This is a genomic window from Stieleria sp. (genome assembly GCF_041595215.1).
Taxonomy (GTDB): Bacteria; Planctomycetota; Planctomycetia; order Pirellulales; family Pirellulaceae; genus Stieleria; species Stieleria magnilauensis.
The window spans coordinates 1-24,806 of the sequence record NZ_JBFHKV010000008.1 but is presented as its reverse complement, the minus strand read 5'-3'; the positions used below and the strand labels follow the sequence as shown (position 1 = coordinate 24,806).

Below are 24,806 nucleotides of genomic sequence, written 5' to 3'. Positions count from 1 at the left end.
GTCTACGAGGCATCGGGTGTCGTCAATCCCGATCGTCCGCTGGTTCCGGTCGACGACGACGAACCGCCGGCGTCGTATGACGAAGCGGAGATGTCCGGTGGCGGCGGAGGCGGTGGCCCTGGAGCGGGCGGCCCCGATGGTGAGCGTGACGCACCGCAGCGTCCCGAAGCAGAAGGTCCGGACGCCGAGGAGGCACCTGCCGCGGAGCCGGCTGAAAGCGACTCGCCGGCGCGCCCGGAACTGGAGAGCGAGTCAACGGAATAGAGCGCCGGCCACATTTGACAATCCGCCGAAAGTTTTGGCGGCTTGCCGGGCGAACGCTCGAAAATAAGACTCACCGACCGCAGCGCGAACCCACGGATTGATTGCGCCCTGTCATCGGTGGGCTCACGCTGCCATCGGTGGGCTCACGCTGCTATCGGTGGGCTCAGTGCTATCGGTGGGCTCAGTGCTATCGGTGGGCTCAGTGCTATCGGTGGGCTCAGTGCTATCGGTAGGCTCAGTGATCCATTCATCGCTGATCCTTTCATCGCTCGGCAAGTTACAGTCTAAACCCTGTTCGGCTCAGGCAGGGTTCAGCCGGCCTTTTCCGCGCGACGCTGCAGGCTGGTCAGGTGCGGGTCGGTCACGGCGCGATTGATTTCGTCGAGCGACGTCAGCCCACGCAGGACGTAACTGTGGGCGACTTCGGCCAGTCGCAGCATCCCGTCATCGGTCGTGATCGCCTCCAGGTCACTGGCGCTGGCCCGTTTGGCGATGGCTTCTTCGATCACGGTGTCGACCACCATGATCTCCGGCAAGGCGACCAGTTGGTCATAGCCGCCTTCGAAGCAGAGGTGGCAACCGAACGGAACGAACACCGACGCTTCGGCCCCCTGCATGCGACTTCGAATCCGCTCGGGGACGTCGGTCGGATGGGACCCTTCGGCCGGTTTGCGGCAGACCGGACAGAGTCGGCGGACCAAACGTTGATTGATGACGCCCGACAGGGCGCTGGCTAGAAAGACATGGTCACTATCGTATTGCAGCATCATGTCGACCGCTTCGGCGGTACTCGTCGAATGCACCGTTGCCAACACCAGTTGTCCGCTGGCCCCGGCTCGGATCGCGGTTTCCGCCGTTTGGCGATCACGAATCTCGCCGATCATGATCACATCGGGGCTGTGCCGAAGCACGACCGTCAAAAGTTCGGCAAACCCGAGTCCGAGTCGCGCATTGGTTTGTGATTGCATCACGCCCGAGAGCGCATGCTCGACGGGGTCTTCAATGGTATGGATTTTTCTTGATCCGTCATTGAGCTCATTCATGATGGCGTAAAGCGTGCTGCTTTTACCGCTCGCGACCGGACCGGTGACAAGAATCAATCCGCTTCGTTGCCCGATCAGATGTTCGATCGATTCCACGTCGATGGAATCCATGCCCAGTTGGTCAAGCGGTCGGGCGCCACGCACGGGATCGAACAATCGAATCGCCACGTCTTGGCCGTACAGGGTGGGGATGCTGCTGAGCCGAAGATGTGCCTTGGATCCGTCCGGCGTGGTGATGTTGCCGCGGCCTTCGACCGGGCGGACGGATTCACCCGCATCGGCGCCTGCTAAAACACGCAGGTGTCCTTGAAGCCGATGGCCGTAGGTGCGGGCGAGTTTACGAACCGGTTCAATCCGGCCCAGTCGCCGGACGGAAATCAGCACGGCACCATCGATGTCCGAAACAAACAGATCGCTGGCGTGTCGCTCCAGCGACCATTCAATCAGGTTGGCGGCGAAGAGTTCCGGTGGTGCAAGCTCCGTCTCACCCTCCAGCTTTTCTAGATTGTCGAAATCGATCGCGGAATCATCGTTCACGTTGCGGGTCTTCCAGGAGAATCGGAGAAGTCGGTCATGAGTAGCGGTTGGATAATATGAACGATAACGGCGCGCAACGCAAAAAAGGGTCGCCTGCCCCGTTCCCAAGTCGGCTCGGGCGTGAAAAATAGTGGCATGAATGCGCCACCCCCCAAGGAACTCCTCCGCCGATTCTACGGCTACGATGACTTTCGCCCCGGACAGGCAGAGATCATCGAACACGTTTTAGCGGGGGGGCACGCCATGGTCGTGATGCCGACCGGCATGGGAAAATCGCTCTGTTACCAGATTCCGGCACTGTCAAGTGTCGACGACGACCGCTCGATCGTGTTGGTGCTTTCCCCCTTGATCGCGTTGATGCAGGACCAGGTCGATTCGCTGCAGAGACGGGGAATCGATGCCGGTTTCATCAATTCATCGTTGGATCGCGAAACGCGGTTGGCGCGTTATGAAGCCTTGGCCCAAGGACAGTACAAGATTCTGTTTGTCACTCCGGAGCGTTTCCGCAAAGACGACTTCTGCGAGGCCCTGTCACGCCGGACCGTCCGTCTGTTGGCGATTGATGAAGCGCATTGTGTCAGCCAGTGGGGACACGATTTTCGCCCCGACTACACGCGGGTGGCCGAAATCCGCGCGTCGATCGGTGAGCCCACCACGCTTGCGTTGACCGCGACGGCGACGGCCGAGTGCCGCCGAGACATTTACCGCCAGATCGGCATCGATGCGTCACAAGTCAAACTGTTTCACCAAGGCATCGATCGCCCGAACCTGCTTTTGGATGTGATCCCGGTCTATGACGAAGAAGAAAAACTGAATCAGCTCCGCGACATCCTTCGCGATCCCGAGTACCGCTCCGGCAGCGCCATCGTTTACTTTTCGTTGATCAAAACACTGGAGCGTTTCAGCGATCACTTGCTGTCCGAAGGAATTGATCACGTCTGTTACCACGGCGATTTGCCACGCAACCAGCGCCGGCGTGTCCAGGACGAATTCATGTCCGGCGATGCCGATCTGGTGTTGGCGACCAACGCGTTCGGCATGGGCATCGATAAGGAAGACATCCGCATGGTCGTGCATGCGGAGACCCCCGGTTCGATCGAGTCCTATTATCAAGAGATCGGACGTGCCGGTCGCGACGGGCAGCCGAGTCGGTGCGTGTGGTTGTACGCGCAAGAGGACTTGATGACCCAGATGCAATTCATCGAATGGTCCAATCCCGATGCCGCGTTCTACACGCGGTTGTATCAATTGATGGCCGAGCACGGCGAGCAGTGCAGGGCGTTTGGGCTGGAATGGATGAATGCCCAGTTGCAGCGTCGCAGCAAACACGACCACCGGATCGCGACGGCGATCTCCATCTTGGATCGCCACGGGGTGGTCGCCGGTCCGCGGCCGCCGCAGTGTTTTGAGGTGTGTGCTCCGCTACCGGCGAGGTTCCAAGACGACGATCAATTGGCTGAAAAGAAGCGTCGCGATCAACAGCGGTTGTACGCGATGGTTCAATTCGCGGCCGAACAAGGTGATCGCAAACAGTTTTTGAACCGTTATTTTGCCGATCCGGAAGTGTCCGGGTGAGGTCGGCATGCGGCGCCGGCCGGTGTCGCGTGTGGTGCGTTCCACACGCGCCGGTCGCTGACGCTTCCCGCTGGGGTGCCGTTGGCTGACCGGCATGTGGATCGAATCAGCCGTTTGGCGCGAGCCTACGGGCCTCGGTGCGTTTAGATGATGGTTCTGGCCCGTACGCTCGCGCGAGACGGCTAATCCCACGTGTGATCCGATTGAACCAGCATGCTGCGCGCGTCCCGCTGGGATCAGCCGGTGCTTTCGCGCCGCATCACGGTTTCGGCGACGATGTCCAGACCGTCGAAGGCGAAGAATCCTGGGACGTAGCTGACCTCACCGATCGGGATCGTGATCCGGACCGTGATGTCGTCTCCCGGTTCCGCTTCTTCCAGGAACGAGGGTGTGATGACCACGTTGGCGCTGGTCAGATTCATGATCGCCAACTCTTCGTTGACCCGCGCCTGCACGTCTTCGATCGACGCGGTGGGTCGGACCCCGACGCGCGCCCCTTCGCGTGATGCTTGGACGACTACTTCTTTGATCATGCTGATTCGTCCCATCTCGATCAGCCCGAACGTGAAGGTCAGCATGACGGGGACGATCAGGGCAAACTCGACGGTCGCGGCACCGCGACGAGTTTGCTTTCTGCGGAATCGACTTTTCACTTGATTCACTTGTTGGTTTGATGTGTGCTTTGAAGGAGTACGTCAGGCGGTAACCCGCCCGACGTGGACGCTGGCAATCGTTGGGGCTGCTGGTTCAATCAACCAGCATCACGGGTGTGAACAAAAACTCGCTTTCGTTGACCGTTTGGTCACTGAAGATTGAGTATTTCGCGATCATTGGGCAGGGCTGAATCGTCAAGTGCTTTTTGTTCATCGGCCCTGTCAATTTGACGCTCAATACGCGGATGCCCTCCCAGGCAACAATCGTGTACATGGCGTTGTTGCCGTTCCCCTGCACCTTACGGAAAATCGGAATGATCCTTGGCTGTCCGACGATTTGCTGCAACTCGGCTTTGATTCCCGCACTGATGCCGGTATCGCCATTGAGTTCGATTTGATGATTCCCATCAAAGTTCAATGCCTGTCCAAGTTCGTCCATGTCCTGAGCTGAGATGCCGGTCAAGATTTGACGCCGGATATCGGTCGTACTGTTGTTCGCACCACCGATATCAACCGTGCCACGGTTTCCAGGCGACCCCGTTCCGGTCGGGTAGAGCGAACACTCGTAATACCCATCGCTGCCGGATTGGATTTGGCCGTTTGAGTAGCAATACTCGTCTCGTGTCTGTTTTGTTTTGACCAACTCCCACGTTTCTTCGTCCAGTGTGATTGGCAAGATGTCGAGTGTTTCACCTGCTTTGTTCGGCTTGTGGAAACCCGAAATCGTCTTAAACAGCGCCGCCGTCGAAGCTCCCTGCAGGGATTGGGTTGCTCGTCCGGTCACTGATCCGAAGAACAGCGGAATGGCTTGCTGATTGGCGTCCGTCTGTCTGACGTTGACGCGCACCGCGTTGAACTTAGACGGATCAGAGTTGTCGAGTGCACCTGGGTTGTTCCTGTCGTAGAATCCGATTTCGATATCGGTTGACGTGTTGAGCGTCGGTGCTCGGGAACTGACGATATTTTTTGCCGCGATAGACGAAGCCGAATCTGCGATGTCGCATTGGACAGTCGATGCACTTTTTCCTTCGACGACTCCGTCAAACAGTTCCCAACAGGCTGAGAGTGCGGCGGCATCCGCGGTCCGTTTGACCTCCGTGCGGGAAACATTGATGTGTCCAAAGTCGATCGCGATCGCCGAAACCACCAACAGTCCGGCCACCAAGAACACGCTGAAGACGAGGGCTGATCCCTTTCGACGTTTCGCCGAGCGTCGTTGAGATGGCGGGAAGTTTGGGCGAGCAACGGGTTTGCAAGCGCGGTCGCGCTGGAGTGAAATTTGAAACATGAGATGACCCTGAGAAGATGATGAGATCGACAATTCACGACGTTTCGTGCGCATCGTGGTGCTGCTACTGAACGAATTGATTGACGTGGATCGTCTGGGTGTGACCGTTGGTGTAGGTCAGACGGACCGTCTTGAGTCGAATCGAGGCGACCCGATTTTTCCCGAATCCGATGTCGACGGACTCGAGGCTCTTTTCAGGCGTGTAGTGGTCCAGGGCGTGAAGTTCCTGATCATCCATCTGCACCAGGTATTCCGGGCCGCCAAAATTGCCCCACTGCATGCTGTGTCCATCTTTGACCGCGAACATCAGTTGCCCGTTGAAGACGGCCATGGCACTGGTCCATACGATCTGGTCGTTGTCGCAGTAGAGTGCCTCTTGGATTTGACTTCGCTCTTCGTCGATGAGCGTTTCGGCACAGAAGGCCCCGACATGGAAACCGCCGCTGGAGTAGCCGTCATCGGCGGCGTAGTTCATCTGCAGTTGGAAATAGCAATCGGCGTGATCCGCGTCGGGATAGAGAAAGAACGCGACCTGGGGAGAGTTGATGTTGACTTCGGGTTCGTTGATCGTCAGTTCCCAATCCTCCTCGACCAAGAACAGGACGGGGTCGACCGCTGCGGCGACGCCGGGGAGAGAGGCAAATAAGCAGAAGCCCCCCGCGATCAAAGTGGCGCGAACGGCGCCGAATCGGTTCAATGCGTGTGACATTTTGGTTCCCTAAATTGACGAGGCAGAAAAGATGCCGCAGCCGAGCTTGGCAATCCCCTTCGGTGGTCTGGCGATCCGAACGCTTCGAGTGAAGCAGGCCGGACCCATGACTTTGCGTCCCACGCTTACACGTGGTTTGCCGTTTCGAGGGCTTTGAAAGGGGGAACCGTTCGAGCTGATTTGGCATTGAAACGCTATGTCGATTCGCGCCCGAAAACTTGAGTTTCCCCATATGTATGGGCCGTGATGAGGCATTCCCCCCTGCACGTCATGAGGGTCGTGGCGATTGTCGGGCCACGCTGAGGGAATGCCCTCAATTTTGTGGATGGCCAACCCGGTTCTCGGGTGGTAGTGACCCAGGGTTGTGGTGCTCTGCATTCTTGGTACCTGACCCGAATGGCACGAACTCAAGGAACAACGGATTGGGTAACCGTTGGTGTTTAGCCTTTGGGCGATTTCCGGTCGCTGCGACGCAGCGACAGTGGGCGGCTAAAGCCTGCACACCAACACGTATGCCCGTGCCATTCGTACCGGACCCCTTTTCCGCGGCACCCCCCAAATCTAAGAGTTGACGGAGCACTACTGAATCAATCGCGTTCCGGGGCCACTGGCCGTGGCGGTTGCTCGAGTGGCGGGCGGCTGTTCGTAGAGATTGAACTCGGCCCACAATGGAATGTGATCGCTGATCGCATTGGCCTGTTTTTCGGTCAGGCCCAGGTCGGCCTTCAAATCGATCACGCCGAGTCGCCCCGAGTATTCGGCGGTCACGCTGCTGTCGATCAGGATGTGATCGTTGGTTTTGGTGCGATTGATGTTGGTTTGAATGTCGGCCGCCAGGGAGAGCACGCCGGGGATCAATTTCAGCTGTCCGAGGTTCTTTTCACTGACGTTGAGATCGCCCAGCAAGATGAAGTCGTCTTCGGAGAACTGTTGAAACTCATATTCGCGGACGCGTTGAAAGACGTCGGCCAGCACGTTGATTTCGCTCTCCTGATCGGCCGGATCGACGCGGTCGGGTTTGGTGTGGACGTTGATCATCGTGAATCGAAACGGCCGCTGGGTGCTTTCTTTGGGGACCACGGTTTCGAACGTCGCCACCATCGGTTCGCGATACATGCGTTTGCCGGGATCCTGCACCACATAGGCGGAGCCGGGCACCAGGTTGATCCGTGACCGATCCCAAACGAAGGCGTACGATTCCAGGTAGGCTTCGCCGATCGGGTCGCTCATCGTCGCGGCGAAGTTGCCTCCCGATTCGTTCAACAGTCCGACCAGTCGTTGCAGGGCGATGCCGTCGGCTCCCTGTAGTTCTTGGATCGCCACGACATCGAACGTGCTGACGATCTTGGCGATCGTTCCCAACACATCGACGCCGTCTTCGTTTGTTCGGATGCTGGATTTTTTGTCCGCGAAGTGTTCAATATTGAAGGTCGCGATGCGAATGCGATCGGGCGGACGTTCGGTTCGGTCGCCGAGCGAAATGGTTTCGCCGCGAAAGGCCGTCTCCGGATCCGGTCCGAGCAATCCGTCAAGTGATGAAAAACTCAGCCCGCCGGTCAGCATCATGTAGAGCGCGTAAAGCAATCCGAGCGTGGTGGCGCCTGGACCGAACCAGCGCAGCAGCGAACTTGTGCTACTGAAGGAGCTTTTTCTTCGACGTTTGGAAAAGATCCCCACCTCGGCCTCCTTGCCGAACGTTGCTGGGCCCAACCGTGATGGCCGGGGCTGACGTTGATCACCCTCTCGATTGTTTTAGGTGGCTATAGGTAAACTTGGGTGTCTTGGGCAATGGCAATACGACAATCGGGAGTGCGTGAGATGTCGCAATGGAAAGACGTGGAGCGGCGTCTGGCGCGGGTCCGCAAGTTCGCCGGATTGATGGATGACAAATTTGCATTGCCCGGAACCCGCATCCGATTTGGGTTGGACACGTTGGTGGGACTTCTGCCGGGGGTGGGCGATGCGGCCACCGCGGTGGTCGGGCTCTGGTTGATCGGCGAAGCGTTTCGCATGAAGGCGTCGACGGGCGTGTTGATCCGCATGTGCGGCAACGTCTTGATCGACGCGACACTTGGGGCCGTGCCGATCGCCGGTGACCTGTTTGATTGGTATTGGAAATCCAATCGGCGCAATGCCGTTCTATTGGAAAAACATCTCAAGAAGCGAGTGGCCGATCCCTGATGCAATCGATCGACACCTTGCCGCGGTTCACGATTCTGATTCACGCGGTCGGCCACGGTTTCGCCAGGCAGCAACCCTCCGATGGAAGCCGCGTCGCGGCGGGACCGGTGCATTGGGATTGGTTGTTCCAGCCGCCGGGTGATCGATCGAGCGGGCGGGCGGGTGATGCATGCGCGGACCATCTCGAACACCCATCGAAGTCGGCTGCAACGTTATGGACGTGGGCGACCGACCCCTTGCCCGAGTTGGACAAGCCGCCAGCGAGTTGGATGGATCGCATCATCACGCCGGCGCTGCGGTTGGCCGATCATCGCGAGCGCTATTTGGATTTCGAAGGTGACATCGGGGCCGGCCGCGGATCGGTCCGGCAACTTGCCAGGGGACGATACGAACTGATTCGCCACACGGCCTCCTGCTTCGAAGCTCGGCTGCAATGGACGAGTCCGCCGGCTGGAGGTTCTCCGGTTGAGTGGCGCCACGGCCCAGACACCGACGCTCGGGTCGTGGTTCGATTCTCGCGGGCGGATGGAGAGGCGTCAGAGTCGTGTCACGCGTGGACAGCGACCCTGTTCTGCGAGCGGGACACTTAGCGAAGAGAGAGCGATCACAGGGAGGGGCTGAGGGGGCTCGTCGATGCCGGACCGAACCCCGTCACCATCGTCGATGCCGGCTTACAAGCCGCGGGATGAACTGGTGTCAGAGAGAGTCTCGGATTCCGGTTCGTCGTCCAGCTGAGCGAGCTTGTAGATCTCCCCTTGGGGCGTGAACGTTGACGATTGCAGGTCACCGGTTTGTCCGGTGACGGTGAGGTATTGGTCGGCGAGTTCGATCGATTCGATGATCACCGATCCGTCCATGTGCCCCGGATACTGGTCGGGGACGTCGATCAGTGCGATCGATTCACCGTCCTGAGTGTCCCATTGCAGGTTCAGGTTTGTCTTCGATGCGATCAACTTGATGCGATCTTTGAATTGAGACAGTGGCAGCGGCAACGCCCCGGCGCGGATTTGCTTGATCGAGACGGCCAGACGGTTGGGTTGGTCGGTCAATTGGACACTTAGCTCGCATGACAGAACGGCGTCGAGACGCTGGTCCTTGAATCGAGCGGCGGCCATCAACAGTCCGTCTTGAATCATCACACGAGGCTCTTGCAGCCCCTTGGCTTCCAGTGTGGGGAATCGCTTGGGAAGTTGATCGATCAGCCAGGCGTTGATTTGTTCGGCGGCAAACTGGGCTTGCCACAGGCCGGGTTGGGCAACATCGTCTTGCAGTTTCTGAACGTCGGATTCGATTTGCTCGACCGACTCGGCGACGTCTTGCGGTGGCGGGGCGGCGATGGCACGCTCGTAAAATTCGGGCACCTTTTTGGTTTCGCGGTGAGCCCAAAACGCAGTGGCACCGAGTGAGGCGACGAGTAATGCGCCGACCAACAGCAATCGTTTGATCAGTCGCATCCACATAAACAGTCTTCCTCTTTAGAATCGAATCGGCTTCGGTAACCAGTCACGCAGTCGATCGGCGACGCTTTCGCGTTTCGGGTGGGGTTCCGCCATGGTATCGGCGTGACCCGCGGTGGGGGTCGGAACCGTTCCGGAATGATGGACGACGCCGGCCGCCGGCGAAGAGTTCCCCGTCGCAGAGTCCGATGGAGGGGTGCCCCGCTGATGGGATCGAGCCATCAGGTATCGCGACCACCCATTATTTAGCAGTCCGGCAGCTGGTTTCAAGTTTCCGCGTTGCAGACCCTGGATGGCCAGGAAGGCTTTGTCCTGTAGCGCCGTTCGCTCGGCTCCGGTCGGAAACCGGTCGTGCAGATGGACATCATCGATCCAAATTTTTCCCGGCGAGAGGCTGTCGATCGTCAATCGAACGGATTCCATTTCTTCGCGGTGGATTTGTTCGGCTTCCAAGACGACATGCCGCGGTTGCCAGTGTCCATCACAGGGAACCTGGAATTCGGTTGAGATGCGAACGGGTTTCCCCAATCGATTCCCCTCCAGTGAAACGCGAACGCGGTGTCGAGGTATTTCTTTGTGCGGAGCCGTCGTTGCACTGGTTTTCAAAATCGGCGATGCGTTGGGATCCGCTTCGGCAGTCTTTTTATTTGCACGGATGGCAAACGAGACGGCCAGCCGGCCCGAGCGCGGCACCGGAATGGGTTCGCTGACCAACCAGATGCGGCCAGCCGACGCGGTGTCGGCTGTCATGCGGATCGAATGGGATCCCTCGATGGATTCGCTGGAATCGAGCGTGACGGCGTCGGCGGGGAACTGCGTGTGCATCCAGCCGACGATGCCGACTTGGCCTTCGATCTCGAATCCGCCGTTGGTCAATTCGATGTAATCGTCGGGCAACGCGAGGGTGCCGATTTTGCCGACGACTTCACCGACGTGCGCTTTGAGCCGCTTCAGCGTTTCCGCTCCGCCGACCATGTTGCCCTGCCAAGCGACCAATCGAATCGGATCGGTTTCGCCGCGGACTTGTAGCCGGACGATGGATGTCGGAGCGACGGTCAGCAAACGTGTGTTGGCGACGCCGGTCGCCTGGACAATCGCGTTGGTGTCGTCGGCGCGGAGCAGGCTGCAATCGGCGATCTGCTGAGTGGAGAACTGCAGTTTGACCTGACTGGTCCACGGGGCCGTGTTGATCACGGTGAGCCGGATCGGCGATGGTTGATCGGCAGAAGGCGCTTGATCAGACGATGGGGCTTGGTCGGGCGTTGGAGCAGGGGAGGTTTGGGTCACCAACACATGCACGTAGTCCGAATCGACATCAGCTGATGAAGACACCGGTGTGGCATCGATCGGCGTTTGCCGGTAGTGATGAATCGTTTCGCGAAACGACCGCTCCAGTGCGAGCGGCAATTCCCTGGCCGGAATCGAAACGCCTTGAGCGGGACTCTGGACACACGAATCCAGGAATCGCAACGATGTCTTCATCGAGGCTTGGCCGTCGATCGCTCCGGTTTCCAGATGCAACAGCCGCCCCGGGTGTGCCGCTTCGTCCAAGTTTGGCCGGCCTGGCCGACGTGGGGTCACCCGTACCGAACCGGACGCGGACCAAGCCGTGATCGCCGCTTCAATGTAGTCGCCGAGCCACAGCGGACCTGGAGCCGCGTTGGCCTGTGCTGATGTTGGGGTTGCAATCCATGCTCGTGGATCGATCGCAACGGAGACTTCATCGTAGCCACACCAAGCGGCGTGGGTGCTCAGCCGCGAGGTGGCTTTCCACAAGTAGAACATCAGTGCGGTGGATTCGGCGTAATCACCTTGCGCGACTTGGGCCATGTAATCCGTGTTCAGGTCGGTCATCCAATCGGGCGAATCAACCCGCAGGGTGACGTGGCGTGACGTCGTGTGTTCGTCCAAGTCGGATTCGTCTGAAACGGGTTCGTCCAGAACCAGCGATTCGATGGAAATCGGTTGGTCGCCGGATGGGTTGGTGATCCGGACGAACTCATGGCCGTCGTGCGCGAAGTGCAAGAGTTGATGGGTGACGACGGCGGGAAGTCCGTCCGAGGACACATCCATGGGACGACCGAAGGGCAGCGTCAAGGTGCGCGTGACGGAATGGAATTCGGGCGTGCTCGCGAATTCGATGCGAGCGGTTTTGGGGGCCGCGTCGAGTGTCGATTCGGTCAACGTGATGGACAGTTGATACGGTTGATGCGGTTTTCGTTCGCCCAGAAATCCGACCATGGACTGGCCGGGGGCGAGTTCATGCGACGGGTCGCGCGAGGCGTTGCGCCGCGGCGAGAGGGTCAGTGATTCGCTGACGCGTTTAACGTTCGGGACCAATTTGGTCGCCCCGTTGGGCATCCAGGCCGGTCGCTGCCAATCGGACGGATCCATCGGCTCGATCGGACCGATTCGTCGCCAGGTGATGGATTCGACGTCCTGATCGGTCGGGTCTTGAAAAACCATCCAGGGCGTCTGCACCGACGCGAGTTGGTTCGGCGAACGCGTCAAACGCGACCAGATGCGGTCGGATTTTTCGCTCAGCCGGCAACGGATTTCGTAGACACCTGGTTGGTCGGGCGAGGAAGCCGCGATCGCGATTTCCTCGGAGTCACCCGAGGGGCTGAGCCGAAGATCGGTCTGTTCGCGGCCAACCACCGCACCGTCTTCGACACGGATCAGCTCGTAATGGAGTGTCAGCTCGCGATCGGCGTATTGCGGTAACGATCGGATCTTGACCGAAAGTTGATGTTCGTCGTTGGCATCCACCAACGGCCAAGCCGGGTTGGTCGAATGAAACTCGAATGGACCAGTCGCCAGATCCGGCCGCGGGCGGTTGGGCGGATCATTCACCGACGCGTCACTGGGCGTGTTTGCCGCAGAGGTGCTTGACGCTGGGCTTGAATCAGTAGCCTTAACCGTCGATGTCTCGATCGAAGCTTCCGTGAACGCCTCTGTCGGCGTTTGCGCGATACACTCCGTCGCCAGCGCCGTCCACGCGACCGCCAGTGTGACGCTCGCCGCGAAGGCGAACGCAGCAGAGCGGTGCGCATTGCGGAATGCGGGAGGACATCCGTGTCCGATCATGACAGGTGAAAGTCGCGAGAGTGGAGGAGCAAGACTGGTCGGAGACTAGCTCGCAACGGCCTTGCTCGGCAAGACGAATCGGTCACGAATCCACTCAGCGGCCGCGTCGAGCGTCTCCTGGGCGTCGCGAATCCGATACCCCAACTCGGTCTCGGCGCGGCGGCTGGAATACCAATGGTATTGACTGCTCATTCTCACCCCGGCGCTGTTGAAGTCGGGTTCCCGGCCCGTCACGCGTCCCCAGAAGTCGCCGGCCAGCCCGGCCAGGTACTCGATTCCGGGGCCGGCCGACCGGATCGGGGGGCGTGTCCCCATGCGTTTGGCCATTTCGGTCCACAGTTTTTCATAGCTCCAATTGTGCCCGGCGAGAATATATTCGCGGCCGTTGGGGCAATCGGCGTCGAGCGCCGCGATCACCCCGGCGGCGACATCGCGGGAATCACACAAGCTGCAGCCACCCGAGGGAGCGATCGGCTTCCAGCCCGATCCGACTTCCAACATCATCCGCCCGCTGCTGGGTTTCCAGTCCCACGGCCCGAGCATGAATCCCGGATGCAGGATCACGGTTTCCAGCCCCTCGGGGATCGCCTGACGAACCACATCGACCGACGCGCGTTTGCTTTGGACATAGGCACAGGGGATCTGTCCTCCGGCGTGTTCCAAGGGCGTCGTTTCGTCGGCGATCGTGTGCGGTGATCCGAGGGCGATCGCGTTGACGGTTCCGATGGCGGCGAGTTTCTTGGCGTGCCGGACACAGGACTGGACGATACGGCGCGTGCCTTCGCGGTTGACCTGCATCGATTGGTCCATCTGATGCCAACCCAAATGAATCATCGCGGCGGCGTGGACGACCGCATCGCACTCGGCGATGGCTTGATCGACTGGGTCGTCCGTCGGATCGGCAGTTGATTCGCCAGCGGATTCGCCAGCGGATTCGCCAATGGTTTCTCCCTCGGGTCGGCCGTCGGATTGGCTCGTCGGCGGCACCAGTGGACTGTGGACCAGTTCGACGTCCAAGCCTGCAAAGACTTCGGCGTCCGGTTCACTGCGGACCAACGCCAGGACGGCATCGCCGCGCTCGCTGAGTTGGCGGATCACGGTGTTTCCCAGTAGTCCGGTCCCTCCGGTGACGAAGACTCGCATGGTGTGATTGAGTGGCTGGGGTTTGCGGTTCAATGGTCGGTTGGGGAGCCGCCGCGGCGGCGACTTTCGGCCGCCGTCGGTGACGGGAGGATATTCCGGGTTCTGGGGCTGCCAGAGAAATGTTTTTTAATGTGAATTTAGGTTCCCTTAAAGGCCCCTTGGATTTGCTCGCATCGCTAAAAATCGGCAAAAATGAGGTAGGAGGGGCTAAATCCAACGAAACCTTTCGAAGCAGGTGAATTGACAACTGACCTGTGTTTTGACCACCCTGTCGATCACCAATTTGGAGCAGATCGATCGCGAGACCCCGGTGTCACTCTTTGGAGCGACGCATTGGAGACTCGGTGCAACGATAGATATGACTTCCCTGGTGTCGTTTCTAGGGCAACCTGTTGCGACAGATTCGAGTCTCGAATCGACGCTGGGTCTGCTCTTCCGAATCTGATGAGAGAACTGCATGTCGCAAGACAAGCTTGAGTTAATACGCAACGCCGGACCGAGTGTCTTGCCGAGTCTACTGCTGTGCGACTTCGGCGATTTAAAAACCGAACTGGCGCGACTGGAAGATGCCGGGACGCAGGTGTTGCACTTGGACGTGATGGACGGCCATTTCGTGCCCAATTTGACGTACGGCATGCCGATCGTCGAAGGCATTCGTCGACACAGCGATCTTCCGATGGACGTCCATCTGATGATCAGCGATCCGTTGCGGTATGCCCAGCCGATGGTCGACGCCGGTGCGGACCTGCTGACGTTTCATGTCGAAGCGGTCGAGGATGCTGGCGAGGTGGCCCGCGAAATTCGCTCGATGGGAGCGGCCGTGGGGGTGGCCTTGAACCCCGACACCGAGCTGTCGGCGTTGGACGGATGCCTGGACGATGTCGACATGGTCTTGGTGATGAGTGTCAACGCAGGCTTTGGCGGACAAGCGTTCAATCCGGTCGCCCTGGAAAAGCTGGCCGCGTTGAAACAATCCCATCCGGATCTGTTGCTCGAAATCGATGGCGGCATCAATTTAGAGACGATCGGGGCGGCCCGAGCGGCCGGTTGCGATCTGTTCGTCGTCGGATCGGCGATCTTCAAGCAAGACGACTACGCCGCGGCGATCGCGGCGTTGGATGCCGAAATCGCGGGAGGGGTCTCATGATTCGTTCCGCAACGTTGACCCGTGTGTTGTTGATTCGCCCCGGCGCGACCGATTTCGATGACCAGGGCCGTATGAAGGGTTGCCTGGACATGCCATTGAGTAGCCGCGGTGCCGAACAAGCCGCGTCGTTGGCCAAGGAGCTCGCCAGCGTCAGCGTGAAGACGATTTATTCGTCTCCCTGTGAATCGGCACGCGAGACCGCCAAACGGCTCGCAGACGAACAGCGGGCGGCCGGGCGTGAAGTCAAAGTCAAGATTATCGATGCCTTCAAGAACCTCGATCATGGCTTGTGGCACGGAAAGCTGATCGACGAAGTGCGTCGCAATCATCCCAAGGTCTATCGCCAAGGGGTCGAGCGGCCGGATGAGTTCTGTCCGCCCGGCGGTGAGCCCGTCGCCGGGGCCAAGGCACGTGTCGAAAAGGCGCTGCGAAAGTGCCTGAAAAAAGGACGCGACCACGTCGTCGCCATGGTGATCCCCGAACCGCTGGCGTCGGTCGTCCAGTGTCAGCTCAGCGGTGAAGACCTGGCCAGCGTCTGGAAGAGCGAAACCGACTCGGCATCCTGGTCGATGATCGAAACCGAAATGTAAGGCGGGCTGTGCATGCCAAGTGTCCGAGACGTAGGGCGTGCCGTGCATGCCGGGTGTCTGAGACGTAGGGCATGCTGTGCATGCCAGGTGTCACGCACAGCGTGACCTACCTAGTTGGCCGGTGACTCAGCTTCCTCTGCCTCGACGTCACCTTCTTCCCCGGTCGTCTCCTCGACGGGTGATTCGTCCGTGGATGCCTCACTCTCGGTCGTTTCGTCCTTCGGAGTTTCGTCCTTCGGAGTTTCGTCCTTCGGAGTTTCGTCCTTTGGAGTTTCGTCCTTTGGAGTTTCGTCCTTTGGAGTTTCGTCCTTTGCGGCTTCCGCCTTCATTTCCTTGGCGGCTTCGGCCTCTCGGCGTCGCTCCTCTTCCTCAAGCTCTTTCTGTCGTTTGGCGGCCAGTTCCTCCTGTTCCTTGCGGAACCGTTCGTAGCTTTCCGGACTGGTCCGCCCCAAGCCCTGCTCCATCATCTCGGCGAAGCCGCTGAGGGGGAAATCTTCGGAGAGTTCTTCGGAGTCGATCATGATCATGTAGCGGCGGATCGACGCGTACAGATCTTCAGCCGAGTCATCGATGGTCAACACCGGATAGTCTTCAAAGATCTCATACCAGATCTGGAAGGCTTCCAGGTACAGTTTGATCGCCAAGTCGACTTCGGCTTCTCGGTTGGCCTTCTCGGCGTCGTAGATCAGCTTTCGGGCTTTCACCGTTCGGTCTTCCTGTTCGGCCATGGAAAGGCTTTCCCAGTAGACGTAGTTGATCTGTTTACGCAGGCCATCGGTTTTCTGGATTCGTTGGTCCAGGTCGTCGATTTCGTCCAGGATCTGCAGGGCGGGCAATTGTTTTTCGGTCGGCAGACGCTGTGCGACCTCCTGGAAATTCGGTTCGATCGCTGCCAGGATATTTGGCATCGCTTCCTTGCCGGCCTCGGTGCGTTGGTCCGGGTCCTTTTCGTAAACGTTGCGCATGTCGATCGGCAGCTGGTCGACCTTTTCTTGCCTCATGTCCAGATAGACTTGTCCGGCAAGTTTGCGGAACTTTTCTGCCAGTTCGCCGCGTTCGTTCAGCAGGTCCGCCAGTGATCCCAGTTTGACGGTGAATCGGGCCAGGGTCGGGATGCTTCGTTTGCCGAATCGGTCCCAGTTTTCCGACGCCTTGGTCCAGGCGCTGATGGCGCGTTGATCCAGCACGCCTTCGCTTTCGATGGCTTCGGCGTGTTTGATCGACCACTTCGGACCGGTTTCAAAGAAATTGATCGGGGTCTGACGACGGATCTCGACGCCGGCGTCGACGACATCGTAGCCGTGATTGAGCCACAACCGTCCGACCAACCAATTGTCCGGTTTCTGAAACGGGCCGAGCGCTTCGCTGCTGTCGACGGCGATGCCTTCGTTGGCCAGCGAATCGTGCAGCACGGTGTCGTCGGCAAACAGACGTCGGAATTGACGTTTCTCGTCCGACATGCCGATCTTCTGGCCGTAGAACCAACCGGTGTACCAGATCAGCCGCGGGGCTTTGCGGTTTTGACGCACGCCACGGGTTAGAAACTCGGTGCCTTCGCGGACCATTTCGTAACGCTGACGATAGTCGTCGAACTCGACCGAAACGTTGTAGGCCAAGTTGTGAGCCTGGTGTTCCCAGACCTTGTCGTAGTGCGGCTGCAACAGGGCGATGTTGTTCAGGGCTGCCTTCAGGCGGTCCCATTCGTGCAGCACCCGGTACTTGTGCGCCTTTTCCCACAACAGCGTTGCGGCGACACCACGCAGCCCGAGCGACGCGAGTTTCATCGTTTCGCTGGCCGGGCTGATTTCACCGAGGTCGCTTTCGGCGATCCCAAATTCTTGGCGCATCGTGGCCAGTTGACCGCCTGAATCGGCGGTGCCATCGGAGGGCTGGCCCAACAGATAAAGCGGGACCAAGGTCGCCACAAGAATCACCAGGTAAATGATTTTGCGACGAAACGCAGTCGACTGATTCATGCCGCGATCTCACGAGCTTTCAAAAAGAAGTAACTGATCAAAAATGCCAACAGGCAATAGCCGAGTGTCGCGACGCTGTGACGCGCCAACACGGCGTTGAAAATATCGATTCCGCTGGCGGCGTATTCGGCCGTCGAAACCATCCGCGGCAGGTTCGGCAATGCCGTCGCCACGGCGTCCATGGTGTAGACGATCACCGCATCAGCCGACTTGATCAAGGTGTTGGCAACACCCTCAACGTCCAGCTGGGTGGTCATCGCGTCTTGTTTGACCAGACGCACCAAGGACTCGATCGGGCCGCCGCCGCGTTCGATGTTCGAATCGATGAAGTGACGGGTGTCATAGATGCTCTCGGCGGAAAATCCGAGCAGCACACAGACGGCGGTGGCTACCATCGCGACCGGTCCGCTCAAGAACGTACTGAACATCACGCCGAACGCAATGATCATCGTCATCTGCAACCAGATCGAACCGTACGCCTTGGTCAGATTCCATGCAAAGCTGGATTCCGCCGGGCGGAGATACAGACCGCTCTTGGTCACCCCGAGGTACTGGCTGCTGTCCAAGCACTTCAGCAGGATCTGCATGCGGCCGTCTTCGGTCACGACGTAGTCAAACACGTTTCGCGTTTCCACTTCGCCGGTTTCCTTGTTCAGCCATTCGAACGTCAGCGGCAGCTCACGCTCATCGATCTGATACTCCTCCACGGTGAACTGCTTGGGAGTCAATGAAAAGCCGGTGTCGGGATTCTTGAACGTCAACGATCCGCGAATGCCCGACTCGATGTCGCCTTTGAACGATCGGTAGGCGCGGATCGACAGGTCGAACGGGATCTTGTCGGGGAAGCGTTTCCGCGTCACGTTGTCGAACGTGAACTCGGCCATCCCCAGCGTTCCGCCTTCGACGTAGGAGTGTTCCAGTTTGCGGTTTCCTTTGGCGACACCGATCAGCCGCGAGATGCCGGCCGAGCCGTAGCCGCCGGCGAGCCGTTCGGCTCCGACGTCGATGCCGGAGTCTTTGGGATCACCGTTGCGGTCGTAGAACTGGATTTCCCCATAGGACGGAATTCGGGCTCGCAACTGACCGGTCGGCGGGCCGATGGTGAACGACCCGTCGTCGTGGCGGGTGACGACGTGGCGGTGTCCACGGACGAAATTGGTCAGCCCCTGAGTTTCACCGGCCTCGATCGTGAAGGTGTGCTGGTGTTTTCGGACGCGGTCGGTTTTCCCGACGATCCGGCCGTCGATTTCATTCGCCTCGACGACTCCGTAGTGGGTGTGGTCGAGCCCGCGATCGACGAAGATATAACTGGCCAATCCCATCGGGATCAGCATCACGGTTCCGACGGCGACAAACCCCAGCATCCGTCCGAGCACGATTTCAGTCGCGCGAACGGGTTTGGTCACGATCGTGTAGATCGTCCGGTTCTCGATGTCTTGCGGCAGCGAAAACGCGCTGATGAACAACGCCAGGGCCAACACCAGGTAGTTGGTCGCGGTGAGCACAAAACTGATATACAGTCGCGCCGGGTCATCGCTTTCGGGGTTCAGGAACCAACCGGCCAGCAGCAGGATGACGACGAACAAGCCGACGACGAACAACACGCGGCGACGGATCGCTTCTTTGAACGCCAACCGTGCCAACGCCACGATCCGGCTGGGGCTGGTGCCCGGCAGATCGGTGCGGAGCAGGTCGCGGATCGCACGGGCGACGGCGTAGAATCCTTCACCGGGGCCGTAGCGGGCGGCGGAGATCACATAGCCGACCAACAATCCCAGCACGATCGCCAGGACGATCAGCACGACGCCTTGCAGGAACGCGCTTTCGAGAAACGCTCCGGGCCGGAACAGCCATTCGGAAAAGGTCCAGAAATCATCTGGTTGCAAATTCATGATTTGTCACTCCCCGCTTGCGATCCATCTGCGGCGGAGGCGTCGGCGGCCGGCTCATCGGCGGCCGGTTCGTCGCTGGCGGTGGCCGAAACGCGACGAGCGCCGGGTCGGGCTTCGCTTTCGCGGACGATGTTGAGGAACAAGTCCTCCATCGTCGCGGTCGGGTTGTCCATCGATTTCAAGTCCGCGCCGTGCCGCGCGATGACCTCGCGAATTTCGTTCTTGGCCTCTTCGCTGAGCCCACTGGCGTGGACTTCGGTCACGTCTTGGACCTTCAGCAGGTCGGTCACACGTCCGAGTTCTTTCAGTTCGCCCTGGTGCAAGATGGCGACACGATCACAAACGTCCTGCACGTCACCGAGTTGGTGGCTGCACAGCAGAATGGTTTTTCCTTGATCGCGAAGGGCCAAGATCAGGTCCTTCATCTCGCGGATCCCGATCGGGTCCAAGCCGGTGGTGGGCTCGTCCAACAGGATCAGGTCGGGGTCGTTGATCAGCGCCTGGGCCAAGCCGACGCGGCGCCGCATCCCTTTACTGTATTCACGCAGTTGGCGGTGGCGGGCGCCTTGCAACCCGACCAGCGTCAGCAGTTCCTCGACGCGTTGTTTTCGTTGCCGCCCGGACATGTCGAACAGGCGTCCGTAAAAATCCAGGGTCTCTTCGGCGTTGAGGAACTGATACAGATAGGATTCTTCGGGCAGGTAGCCGATCTGCTCGTTCTTTTTGGTTTCGGTGGCGTCTTTGTCAAACACCAGAACACGTCCGCTGGTGGGGAACAGCAAGCCCAAGATCAGTTTGATCGTGGTCGACTTGCCAGAGCCGTTGGGGCCGAGCAGCCCGAAGATCTCGCCCTTGCGGACTTCGATGTCCAAGGATTTCAATGCGTGGACTTTCTTTCGGCCCCAGAAATCCTTGTAAATCTTGCTCAAGTTGCGGGTTTCGATGACGACATCACTGCCCGTCGCAGTGGAGCGGGCGGCGACCGGAGCGGCGCCGGCGGGGGTGTTTTCGTCGGCGGAGTCCGCGACGGCGGTTGAATCGGTATCCACGAACAAAGGCTTCCGTAGAAAAGGGCAAAAGGGTGGGCTGATAAGGCAGAAACAGTCGGCCCTGTCTAAAAATCCAGCCGGAATATTGAGGGTTGGTTACGCTACGCGAGATTGCTACCGGCGGTTCGGACATTTTCCGCCAGACTCTTTTTATAAGTCTTCGCCACGATGCGTCGTTGCCAAGGCGGTACCGGCCTTGGCACAATACCGCGGCGCCCGCGGGCGAAGCGAGAGGCGGCTCGGCAAGCAGCCTGTCGATTGTGTCGATATTCCGAATTCAACGCGGTAGCGCTGGCCCGACGTGTAACCGAGGGCGCGGCGCAGACCCTTGCTGAAACCGACAGGCCGCCAGCGCCCGCACCCCAACGCCAAATTCCCCTTGCTCCAGACCACTTCGTGCTTGATCCGCGCAACGTCGAACCGCCAAGTCGCCGATCGGACTACCAGCAGGCCGTCGCGTACCTCTATGACCGGATCGATTACGAACGAACCGCTGGCAGCCGAAATGACCATCTTTTTCGGCTCGAACGCACCGAAGAACTGTTTCAACAGCTCGGACTCGGCGGCTACCTCCACCGCCGACCCCGCGGCGAAGGCGGAGATCAACAGCCGTCCGGCCGGCAAGGCGATCGCGGCCCCAAAGTCCCCCTGATCCATTTGGCCGGCACCAAGGGCAAAGGGTCCACCGCGACCATGGTCAGCCAGATTCTGACCGCCGCCGGCTATCGCGTCGGCCTGTACACGTCGCCCCACCTGACCGATCTGGAAGAACGTTTTCGCATCGATGGGGTGCCTTGCAGCCACCAGGACCTGATCGAGTTGGTCCAACGGGTTGCCCCCGTGGTCGATCCGCTCGATGCATCGGGCAACCCGGTGTCGTTTTTCGAATTGACCACGGCGATGGCGGTGCTGCACTTCGACCGCAACGACTGCGACGTGATTGTCTTAGAAGTCGGCCTCGGCGGCCGCCTCGATAGCACCAATGTCTGTGCCAGCACCGTTGCGGCGATCACCTCGATCGGCCTGGACCATCAACGCGTCCTGGGAGACTCGATCGGGGAAATTGCGGCCGAGAAAGCCGGGATCATCAAAGGCGGCGTGCCGGTCGTCTCCGGGGCGGTTCAACCGGAGGCGCAGGCGGCGATCCGCCGGGCCGCCCGACGCGGCGGCAGCGTGCTGTTTGAAAAAGGCCTGGACTTTGACGTTCGCATCGGCCCGCAACTGGCCGTCGGCAGTCAATTCGTCTACCACGCCTCCGCCGCCGAACTGGCCTCGCGGGATCAGGCCTCTGGGGATCAAGCTGCGGGGGAATCGACCGACGGTTTGCCGCTGTTCCTCGCGCTCGATGGGGCACACCAGGTTCACAATGCGGCCATCGCCATCTCGATCATCCGGCTGTTGAACAGCCACCACGTCGCCAAGGGCCCGCACGTCGACAAGAGATTGTCCGTCAGCGACCAACAGATCGCCGCGGGGCTACAAAGCGTCCGCTGCATGGGGCGATTGGAGCGGTTTTGGTTGCAGCCGCAATCGCCCCTCGAATCGGCCCCCATCCAAGTGGTGCTGGACACCGCACACAATCACGATTCGATCCTGGCTTTGTGCCAAACGATCAGCCGCCGCGTGATCGAGCCGCCTGTTGGTCACTGCGATTTGAATTCAACCGGGCAGTACAGCCGCCCCCTCGTCGTGATCTTCGCAACCAGTCGAGACAAGGACGTCTCGTTGATGGCCGCGGAACTCGGCAAGATTGCCGACGAAATCATCTGCACCCGCTACACGACCAATCCACGCGCGGTGTCGGCTGATCAGTTGGTCGACGCGTTCGCCCCACTCGGCGACACGCTGCAAAGCGGACGGGACCGAGACGTGAAGATTCGCTGTGTCGAGGATCCACAGCTCGCACTCGACGTGGGCATCGGGTCGGCAGGTGGCGGAACGTTGATCATCTGCGGGTCCTTTTTTCTGGCCGGCGAACTGCGTCCGCGACTGTTATCGCTGTCCGATCTGCGGCGAAGCGACACTCGCTGCGTGGCGGCGGATCCCACCGACCAGGCGTCGTGACCACCATGCACCCCGAGACCTCTGAGGCACAGTCGCAACCCTGCCACCTGCGTGTCTGGCATGCGGCGACGTCGACCGACCAGCGGGGCGAATTTGAACGCCGCTGTGAACGTTGGCTGGCCCAGGATGAACTGATCCACGCCGATCGTTTCCAACGCACCACCACTCGCAATCAACATGTCGTCGGTCGCGCCATGGCGCGCCGTCTGCTGGCAGCCCGCAACGTGGCGCCCCAGGAGATTCGTTTCGGCATGGGCCAACACGGCAAACCGCAAGTCGTGATGCCTGATGAAGCGATTCAGCCGTTCAATATCGCGCACACCGACGGGCTGGTTTTATGCGGCGTCGCCGATCCGCAGGTCGATTTGGTCGGCGTGGATGTGGAATCGATTCACCGTCGCACTTCGACCGAACTGGCCGAACGGTACTTTGCCGAGCCGGAAGTGCAGTTTTTGCGTCGCCAGCCGAGCGAGTTGCAGCAATACTTCTTTCTGCGGATCTGGACCCTCAAAGAAGCCTTCATCAAAGCCATCGGGACGGGGTTGCACACGCCCCTGGCCGATTTCGCGTTTGATCAAATCGAATCGGAGCGACCTGTGATTCGTTTCCTGACGCCGGGACTGGACATGGAAAAGCAGTGGAGTTTTGTATGCTCTTCACCAAGAGAAGGGTACATCGCCTCCGCTGCGGTCGCCGTGACGGGCGAGGCTTCGTCGGCGAGGGTCAACTGGCAGCCCTTCGAGGATCTCGTTGGGGGGGCGGGTAATCGCTCAAATGTCGGAGAACAACTTTGACAAAACGGTCCAAGATATGTCAGACTGTGAGCAGATGGAGATAGGCGGCTCGACGTTTTGAGACGTTGCTTTTCACCCCCTCCCCGCCTCAATGCTTATGTCTGAAAGCTCAATCACCCTGATCTTGAATCAGCTTCGTCAGGCGGGAACCGATGAAGAACGCCAGGCCGCCGCGGCAAAGCTGTATCGTTGTTACCGTGGCCAGGTCGAGCGTGTCGCGCGAACTCGGCTGACCACCGGCGGCGGTTTGGCCGATGAGGAAGATGTTGCCCAAAGCGCCTTCCGTAGTTTTTTCGACCGGATCGAAACGGGCCAGTTGGACGCGCTCGTCACCGGCGGACAGGCTTGGGCGATCTTGGCGCGACTGACACGAAACAAAGCGATCGACTCGGTCCGCTACGACAACGCGTTGTGCCGCGGCGGTGAAGGCGGACGTCGTCCCGCAGAACCCCAGGCCGGCGAGTCGGCAAACGGCGCCTCGCTCAAGTCAAACCGGTTGGATCGCCTGGAGCCCCAAACGGGTTCGTCAAACCCCGGCGTGTCCCGGTCGGGCCCGCTGGCGGGCGGACGCAACCGATTATCGCTCGGCGACGGGTTATCGCTCGGCGACGGGTTATCGCTCGGTGACGGGGCCAACCCGAGTTCCTCGCGAATTGAATTCGCTTCGCGACGTGTGGGACGAAAGCATGAAGATTATCCGCTCGACGCGGTTCGCGACAGGAACCAACGCTCCGGTGCCGAACAGGCGGCGTCCAATGAAGCGATCGAGCAGTTTTTGGAACAGCTTTCCGAAGCGACGTTGCGCGGGATCGTGTCGTTGAAGTTGCATGGGTTTACCAACGAGGAGATCGCCGAGCAACTCGGCTGCGCCACGCGGACGGTGGAGCGAAAACTGAATTTGATCCGTCGATTGTGGAGTCCGATCTTGGAGAACTCCGATGAACACCGGCAAACCTGATTCGCACGGGGGGTCCGCAGAAGATTCACGCGAGAAGTGGATCACGATCGATCGGTTGTGCGATGCCTACGAAGCGTCGCTTCAAGAAGGCGAGGTCGAGCGGGCTCCGTTTCTGGCCGGGGTGCCCAAAGACTGGCGGACTCAGTTGACGCAGGAACTGGACGCCATCGACGCGGCGTACCGCGACGCCGAAGAGACCCGCGATCAGACGGTCAAGGTTCCCGCCAGCGATCTGAACAGTCGGCGCTTGCCGACGTCGAGCCGCTTGGCGGAGTTGGCCACGCTGGATCGTGACAAGGTTTGGCTGGGGCGGTTTGAAATCCGCAAACGGCTCGGCACCGGGGCGACCGGCAGCGTGTGGTGTGCGCGAGACGCTCGGCTGGCGCGTTGGGTGGCGCT

General features: G+C 59.7%; 19 protein-coding genes, 2 pseudogenes and 1 riboswitch. Of the genes and pseudogenes, 10 read left to right on the top strand and 11 right to left on the bottom strand.

Annotated features, from left to right (window positions below):
- Positions 1 to 264 (top strand): annotated as a pseudogene (locus ABX749_RS00760) (hypothetical protein); the annotation flags it as partial.
- Positions 265 to 575: 311 nt separating this feature from the next.
- On the opposite strand, the gene ABX749_RS00755 reads toward ABX749_RS00760, so the two are convergent.
- Positions 576 to 1,844, bottom strand: a complete 1,269-nt coding sequence (locus ABX749_RS00755) for a GspE/PulE family protein (RefSeq protein ID WP_372894328.1) — start codon at positions 1,842 to 1,844, stop codon at positions 576 to 578.
- Between the two features lie 135 nt (positions 1,845 to 1,979).
- On the opposite strand from ABX749_RS00755, the gene ABX749_RS00750 reads away from it, so the two are divergent.
- Positions 1,980 to 3,419 carry an ATP-dependent DNA helicase RecQ gene (locus tag ABX749_RS00750; protein ID WP_372894327.1) on the top strand — a complete coding sequence of 480 codons (1,440 nt, stop codon included), beginning with the start codon at positions 1,980 to 1,982 and terminating at the stop codon, positions 3,417 to 3,419.
- Between the two features lie 236 nt (positions 3,420 to 3,655).
- Here ABX749_RS00750 and ABX749_RS00745 read toward each other — a convergent pair whose 3' ends face one another.
- The 4 genes from ABX749_RS00745 to ABX749_RS00730 form a co-directional block, all read right to left on the bottom strand.
- Complete coding sequence (locus ABX749_RS00745) at positions 3,656 to 4,081, bottom strand: TadE/TadG family type IV pilus assembly protein (protein WP_372894326.1); 426 nt, start codon at positions 4,079 to 4,081, stop codon at positions 3,656 to 3,658.
- 85 nt (positions 4,082 to 4,166) lie between these two features.
- Positions 4,167 to 5,360: a pilus assembly protein TadG-related protein gene (locus ABX749_RS00740; RefSeq protein ID WP_372894325.1), complete on the bottom strand. Its 1,194-nt coding sequence runs from the start codon at positions 5,358 to 5,360 to the stop codon at positions 4,167 to 4,169.
- A 64-nt stretch (positions 5,361 to 5,424) separates the two neighbouring features.
- On the bottom strand, positions 5,425 to 6,069 hold the full coding sequence (locus ABX749_RS00735) for a hypothetical protein (RefSeq protein ID WP_372894324.1): 645 nt from the start codon (positions 6,067 to 6,069) through the stop codon (positions 5,425 to 5,427).
- A 58-nt stretch (positions 6,070 to 6,127) separates the two neighbouring features.
- Positions 6,128 to 6,220, bottom strand: a riboswitch (cyclic di-GMP riboswitch).
- A 428-nt stretch (positions 6,221 to 6,648) separates the two neighbouring features.
- Positions 6,649 to 7,746: a deoxyribonuclease gene (locus tag ABX749_RS00730; protein ID WP_372894323.1), complete on the bottom strand. Its 1,098-nt coding sequence runs from the start codon at positions 7,744 to 7,746 to the stop codon at positions 6,649 to 6,651.
- Positions 7,747 to 7,857: 111 nt separating this feature from the next.
- Between ABX749_RS00730 and ABX749_RS00725 the strand changes: the two genes are divergently transcribed.
- Both ABX749_RS00725 and ABX749_RS00720 read left to right on the top strand, forming a co-directional pair.
- Positions 7,858 to 8,250, top strand: coding sequence for a DUF4112 domain-containing protein (locus ABX749_RS00725; RefSeq protein ID WP_372894322.1), 393 nt, complete (start codon positions 7,858 to 7,860; stop codon positions 8,248 to 8,250).
- Positions 8,250 to 8,840, top strand: coding sequence for a hypothetical protein (locus tag ABX749_RS00720; protein ID WP_372894321.1), 591 nt, complete (start codon positions 8,250 to 8,252; stop codon positions 8,838 to 8,840). The genes ABX749_RS00725 and ABX749_RS00720 overlap by 1 nt, the downstream gene beginning before the upstream one ends.
- 81 nt (positions 8,841 to 8,921) lie before the next feature.
- Here ABX749_RS00720 and ABX749_RS00715 read toward each other — a convergent pair whose 3' ends face one another.
- The 3 genes from ABX749_RS00715 to ABX749_RS00705 form a co-directional block, all read right to left on the bottom strand.
- Positions 8,922 to 9,704: a hypothetical protein gene (locus ABX749_RS00715; RefSeq protein ID WP_372894320.1), complete on the bottom strand. Its 783-nt coding sequence runs from the start codon at positions 9,702 to 9,704 to the stop codon at positions 8,922 to 8,924.
- Positions 9,705 to 9,725: 21 nt separating this feature from the next.
- Complete coding sequence (locus ABX749_RS00710) at positions 9,726 to 12,560, bottom strand: hypothetical protein (protein WP_372894319.1); 2,835 nt, start codon at positions 12,558 to 12,560, stop codon at positions 9,726 to 9,728.
- A gap of 279 nt (positions 12,561 to 12,839) precedes the next feature.
- Positions 12,840 to 13,937, bottom strand: a complete 1,098-nt coding sequence (locus ABX749_RS00705; protein WP_372894318.1) for an SDR family oxidoreductase — start codon at positions 13,935 to 13,937, stop codon at positions 12,840 to 12,842.
- Positions 13,938 to 14,394: 457 nt separating this feature from the next.
- Here ABX749_RS00705 and rpe point away from each other — a divergent pair, with 457 nt between their 5' ends.
- The gene (rpe, locus tag ABX749_RS00700) at positions 14,395 to 15,084 is read left to right on the top strand and encodes a ribulose-phosphate 3-epimerase (RefSeq protein ID WP_372894317.1); all 690 of its coding nucleotides are present in this window, start codon (positions 14,395 to 14,397) and stop codon (positions 15,082 to 15,084) included.
- A complete protein-coding gene (locus ABX749_RS00695; RefSeq protein ID WP_145210445.1) occupies positions 15,081 to 15,674 on the top strand; it encodes a histidine phosphatase family protein in 594 nt (197 codons plus the stop codon). The genes rpe and ABX749_RS00695 overlap by 4 nt, the downstream gene beginning before the upstream one ends.
- Before the next feature lie 106 nt (positions 15,675 to 15,780).
- Here ABX749_RS00695 and ABX749_RS00690 read toward each other — a convergent pair.
- The 3 genes and pseudogenes from ABX749_RS00690 to ABX749_RS00680 form a co-directional block, all read right to left on the bottom strand.
- Positions 15,781 to 15,939 (bottom strand): annotated as a pseudogene (locus ABX749_RS00690) (hypothetical protein); the annotation flags it as partial.
- A 1,707-nt stretch (positions 15,940 to 17,646) separates the two neighbouring features.
- Positions 17,647 to 19,542, bottom strand: coding sequence for an ABC transporter permease (locus ABX749_RS00685; RefSeq protein ID WP_372894316.1), 1,896 nt, complete (start codon positions 19,540 to 19,542; stop codon positions 17,647 to 17,649).
- Positions 19,539 to 20,591, bottom strand: coding sequence for an ABC transporter ATP-binding protein (locus ABX749_RS00680; protein ID WP_372894315.1), 1,053 nt, complete (start codon positions 20,589 to 20,591; stop codon positions 19,539 to 19,541). Before ABX749_RS00680 ends, ABX749_RS00685 begins: the two co-directional genes overlap by 4 nt.
- 396 nt (positions 20,592 to 20,987) lie before the next feature.
- Here ABX749_RS00680 and ABX749_RS00675 point away from each other — a divergent pair, with 396 nt between their 5' ends.
- The 4 genes from ABX749_RS00675 to ABX749_RS00660 form a co-directional block, all read left to right on the top strand.
- Complete coding sequence (locus ABX749_RS00675) at positions 20,988 to 22,655, top strand: folylpolyglutamate synthase/dihydrofolate synthase family protein (RefSeq protein ID WP_372894314.1); 1,668 nt, start codon at positions 20,988 to 20,990, stop codon at positions 22,653 to 22,655.
- A gap of 5 nt (positions 22,656 to 22,660) precedes the next feature.
- Complete coding sequence (locus tag ABX749_RS00670; protein ID WP_372894329.1) at positions 22,661 to 23,449, top strand: 4'-phosphopantetheinyl transferase superfamily protein; 789 nt, start codon at positions 22,661 to 22,663, stop codon at positions 23,447 to 23,449.
- 97 nt (positions 23,450 to 23,546) lie between these two features.
- A complete protein-coding gene (locus tag ABX749_RS00665) occupies positions 23,547 to 24,407 on the top strand; it encodes a sigma-70 family RNA polymerase sigma factor (RefSeq protein ID WP_372894313.1) in 861 nt (286 codons plus the stop codon).
- Positions 24,388 to 24,806 (top strand): hypothetical protein (locus tag ABX749_RS00660; protein ID WP_372894312.1); only part of this gene is annotated, 419 nt, incomplete at its 3' end. The genes ABX749_RS00665 and ABX749_RS00660, both read left to right, overlap by 20 nt.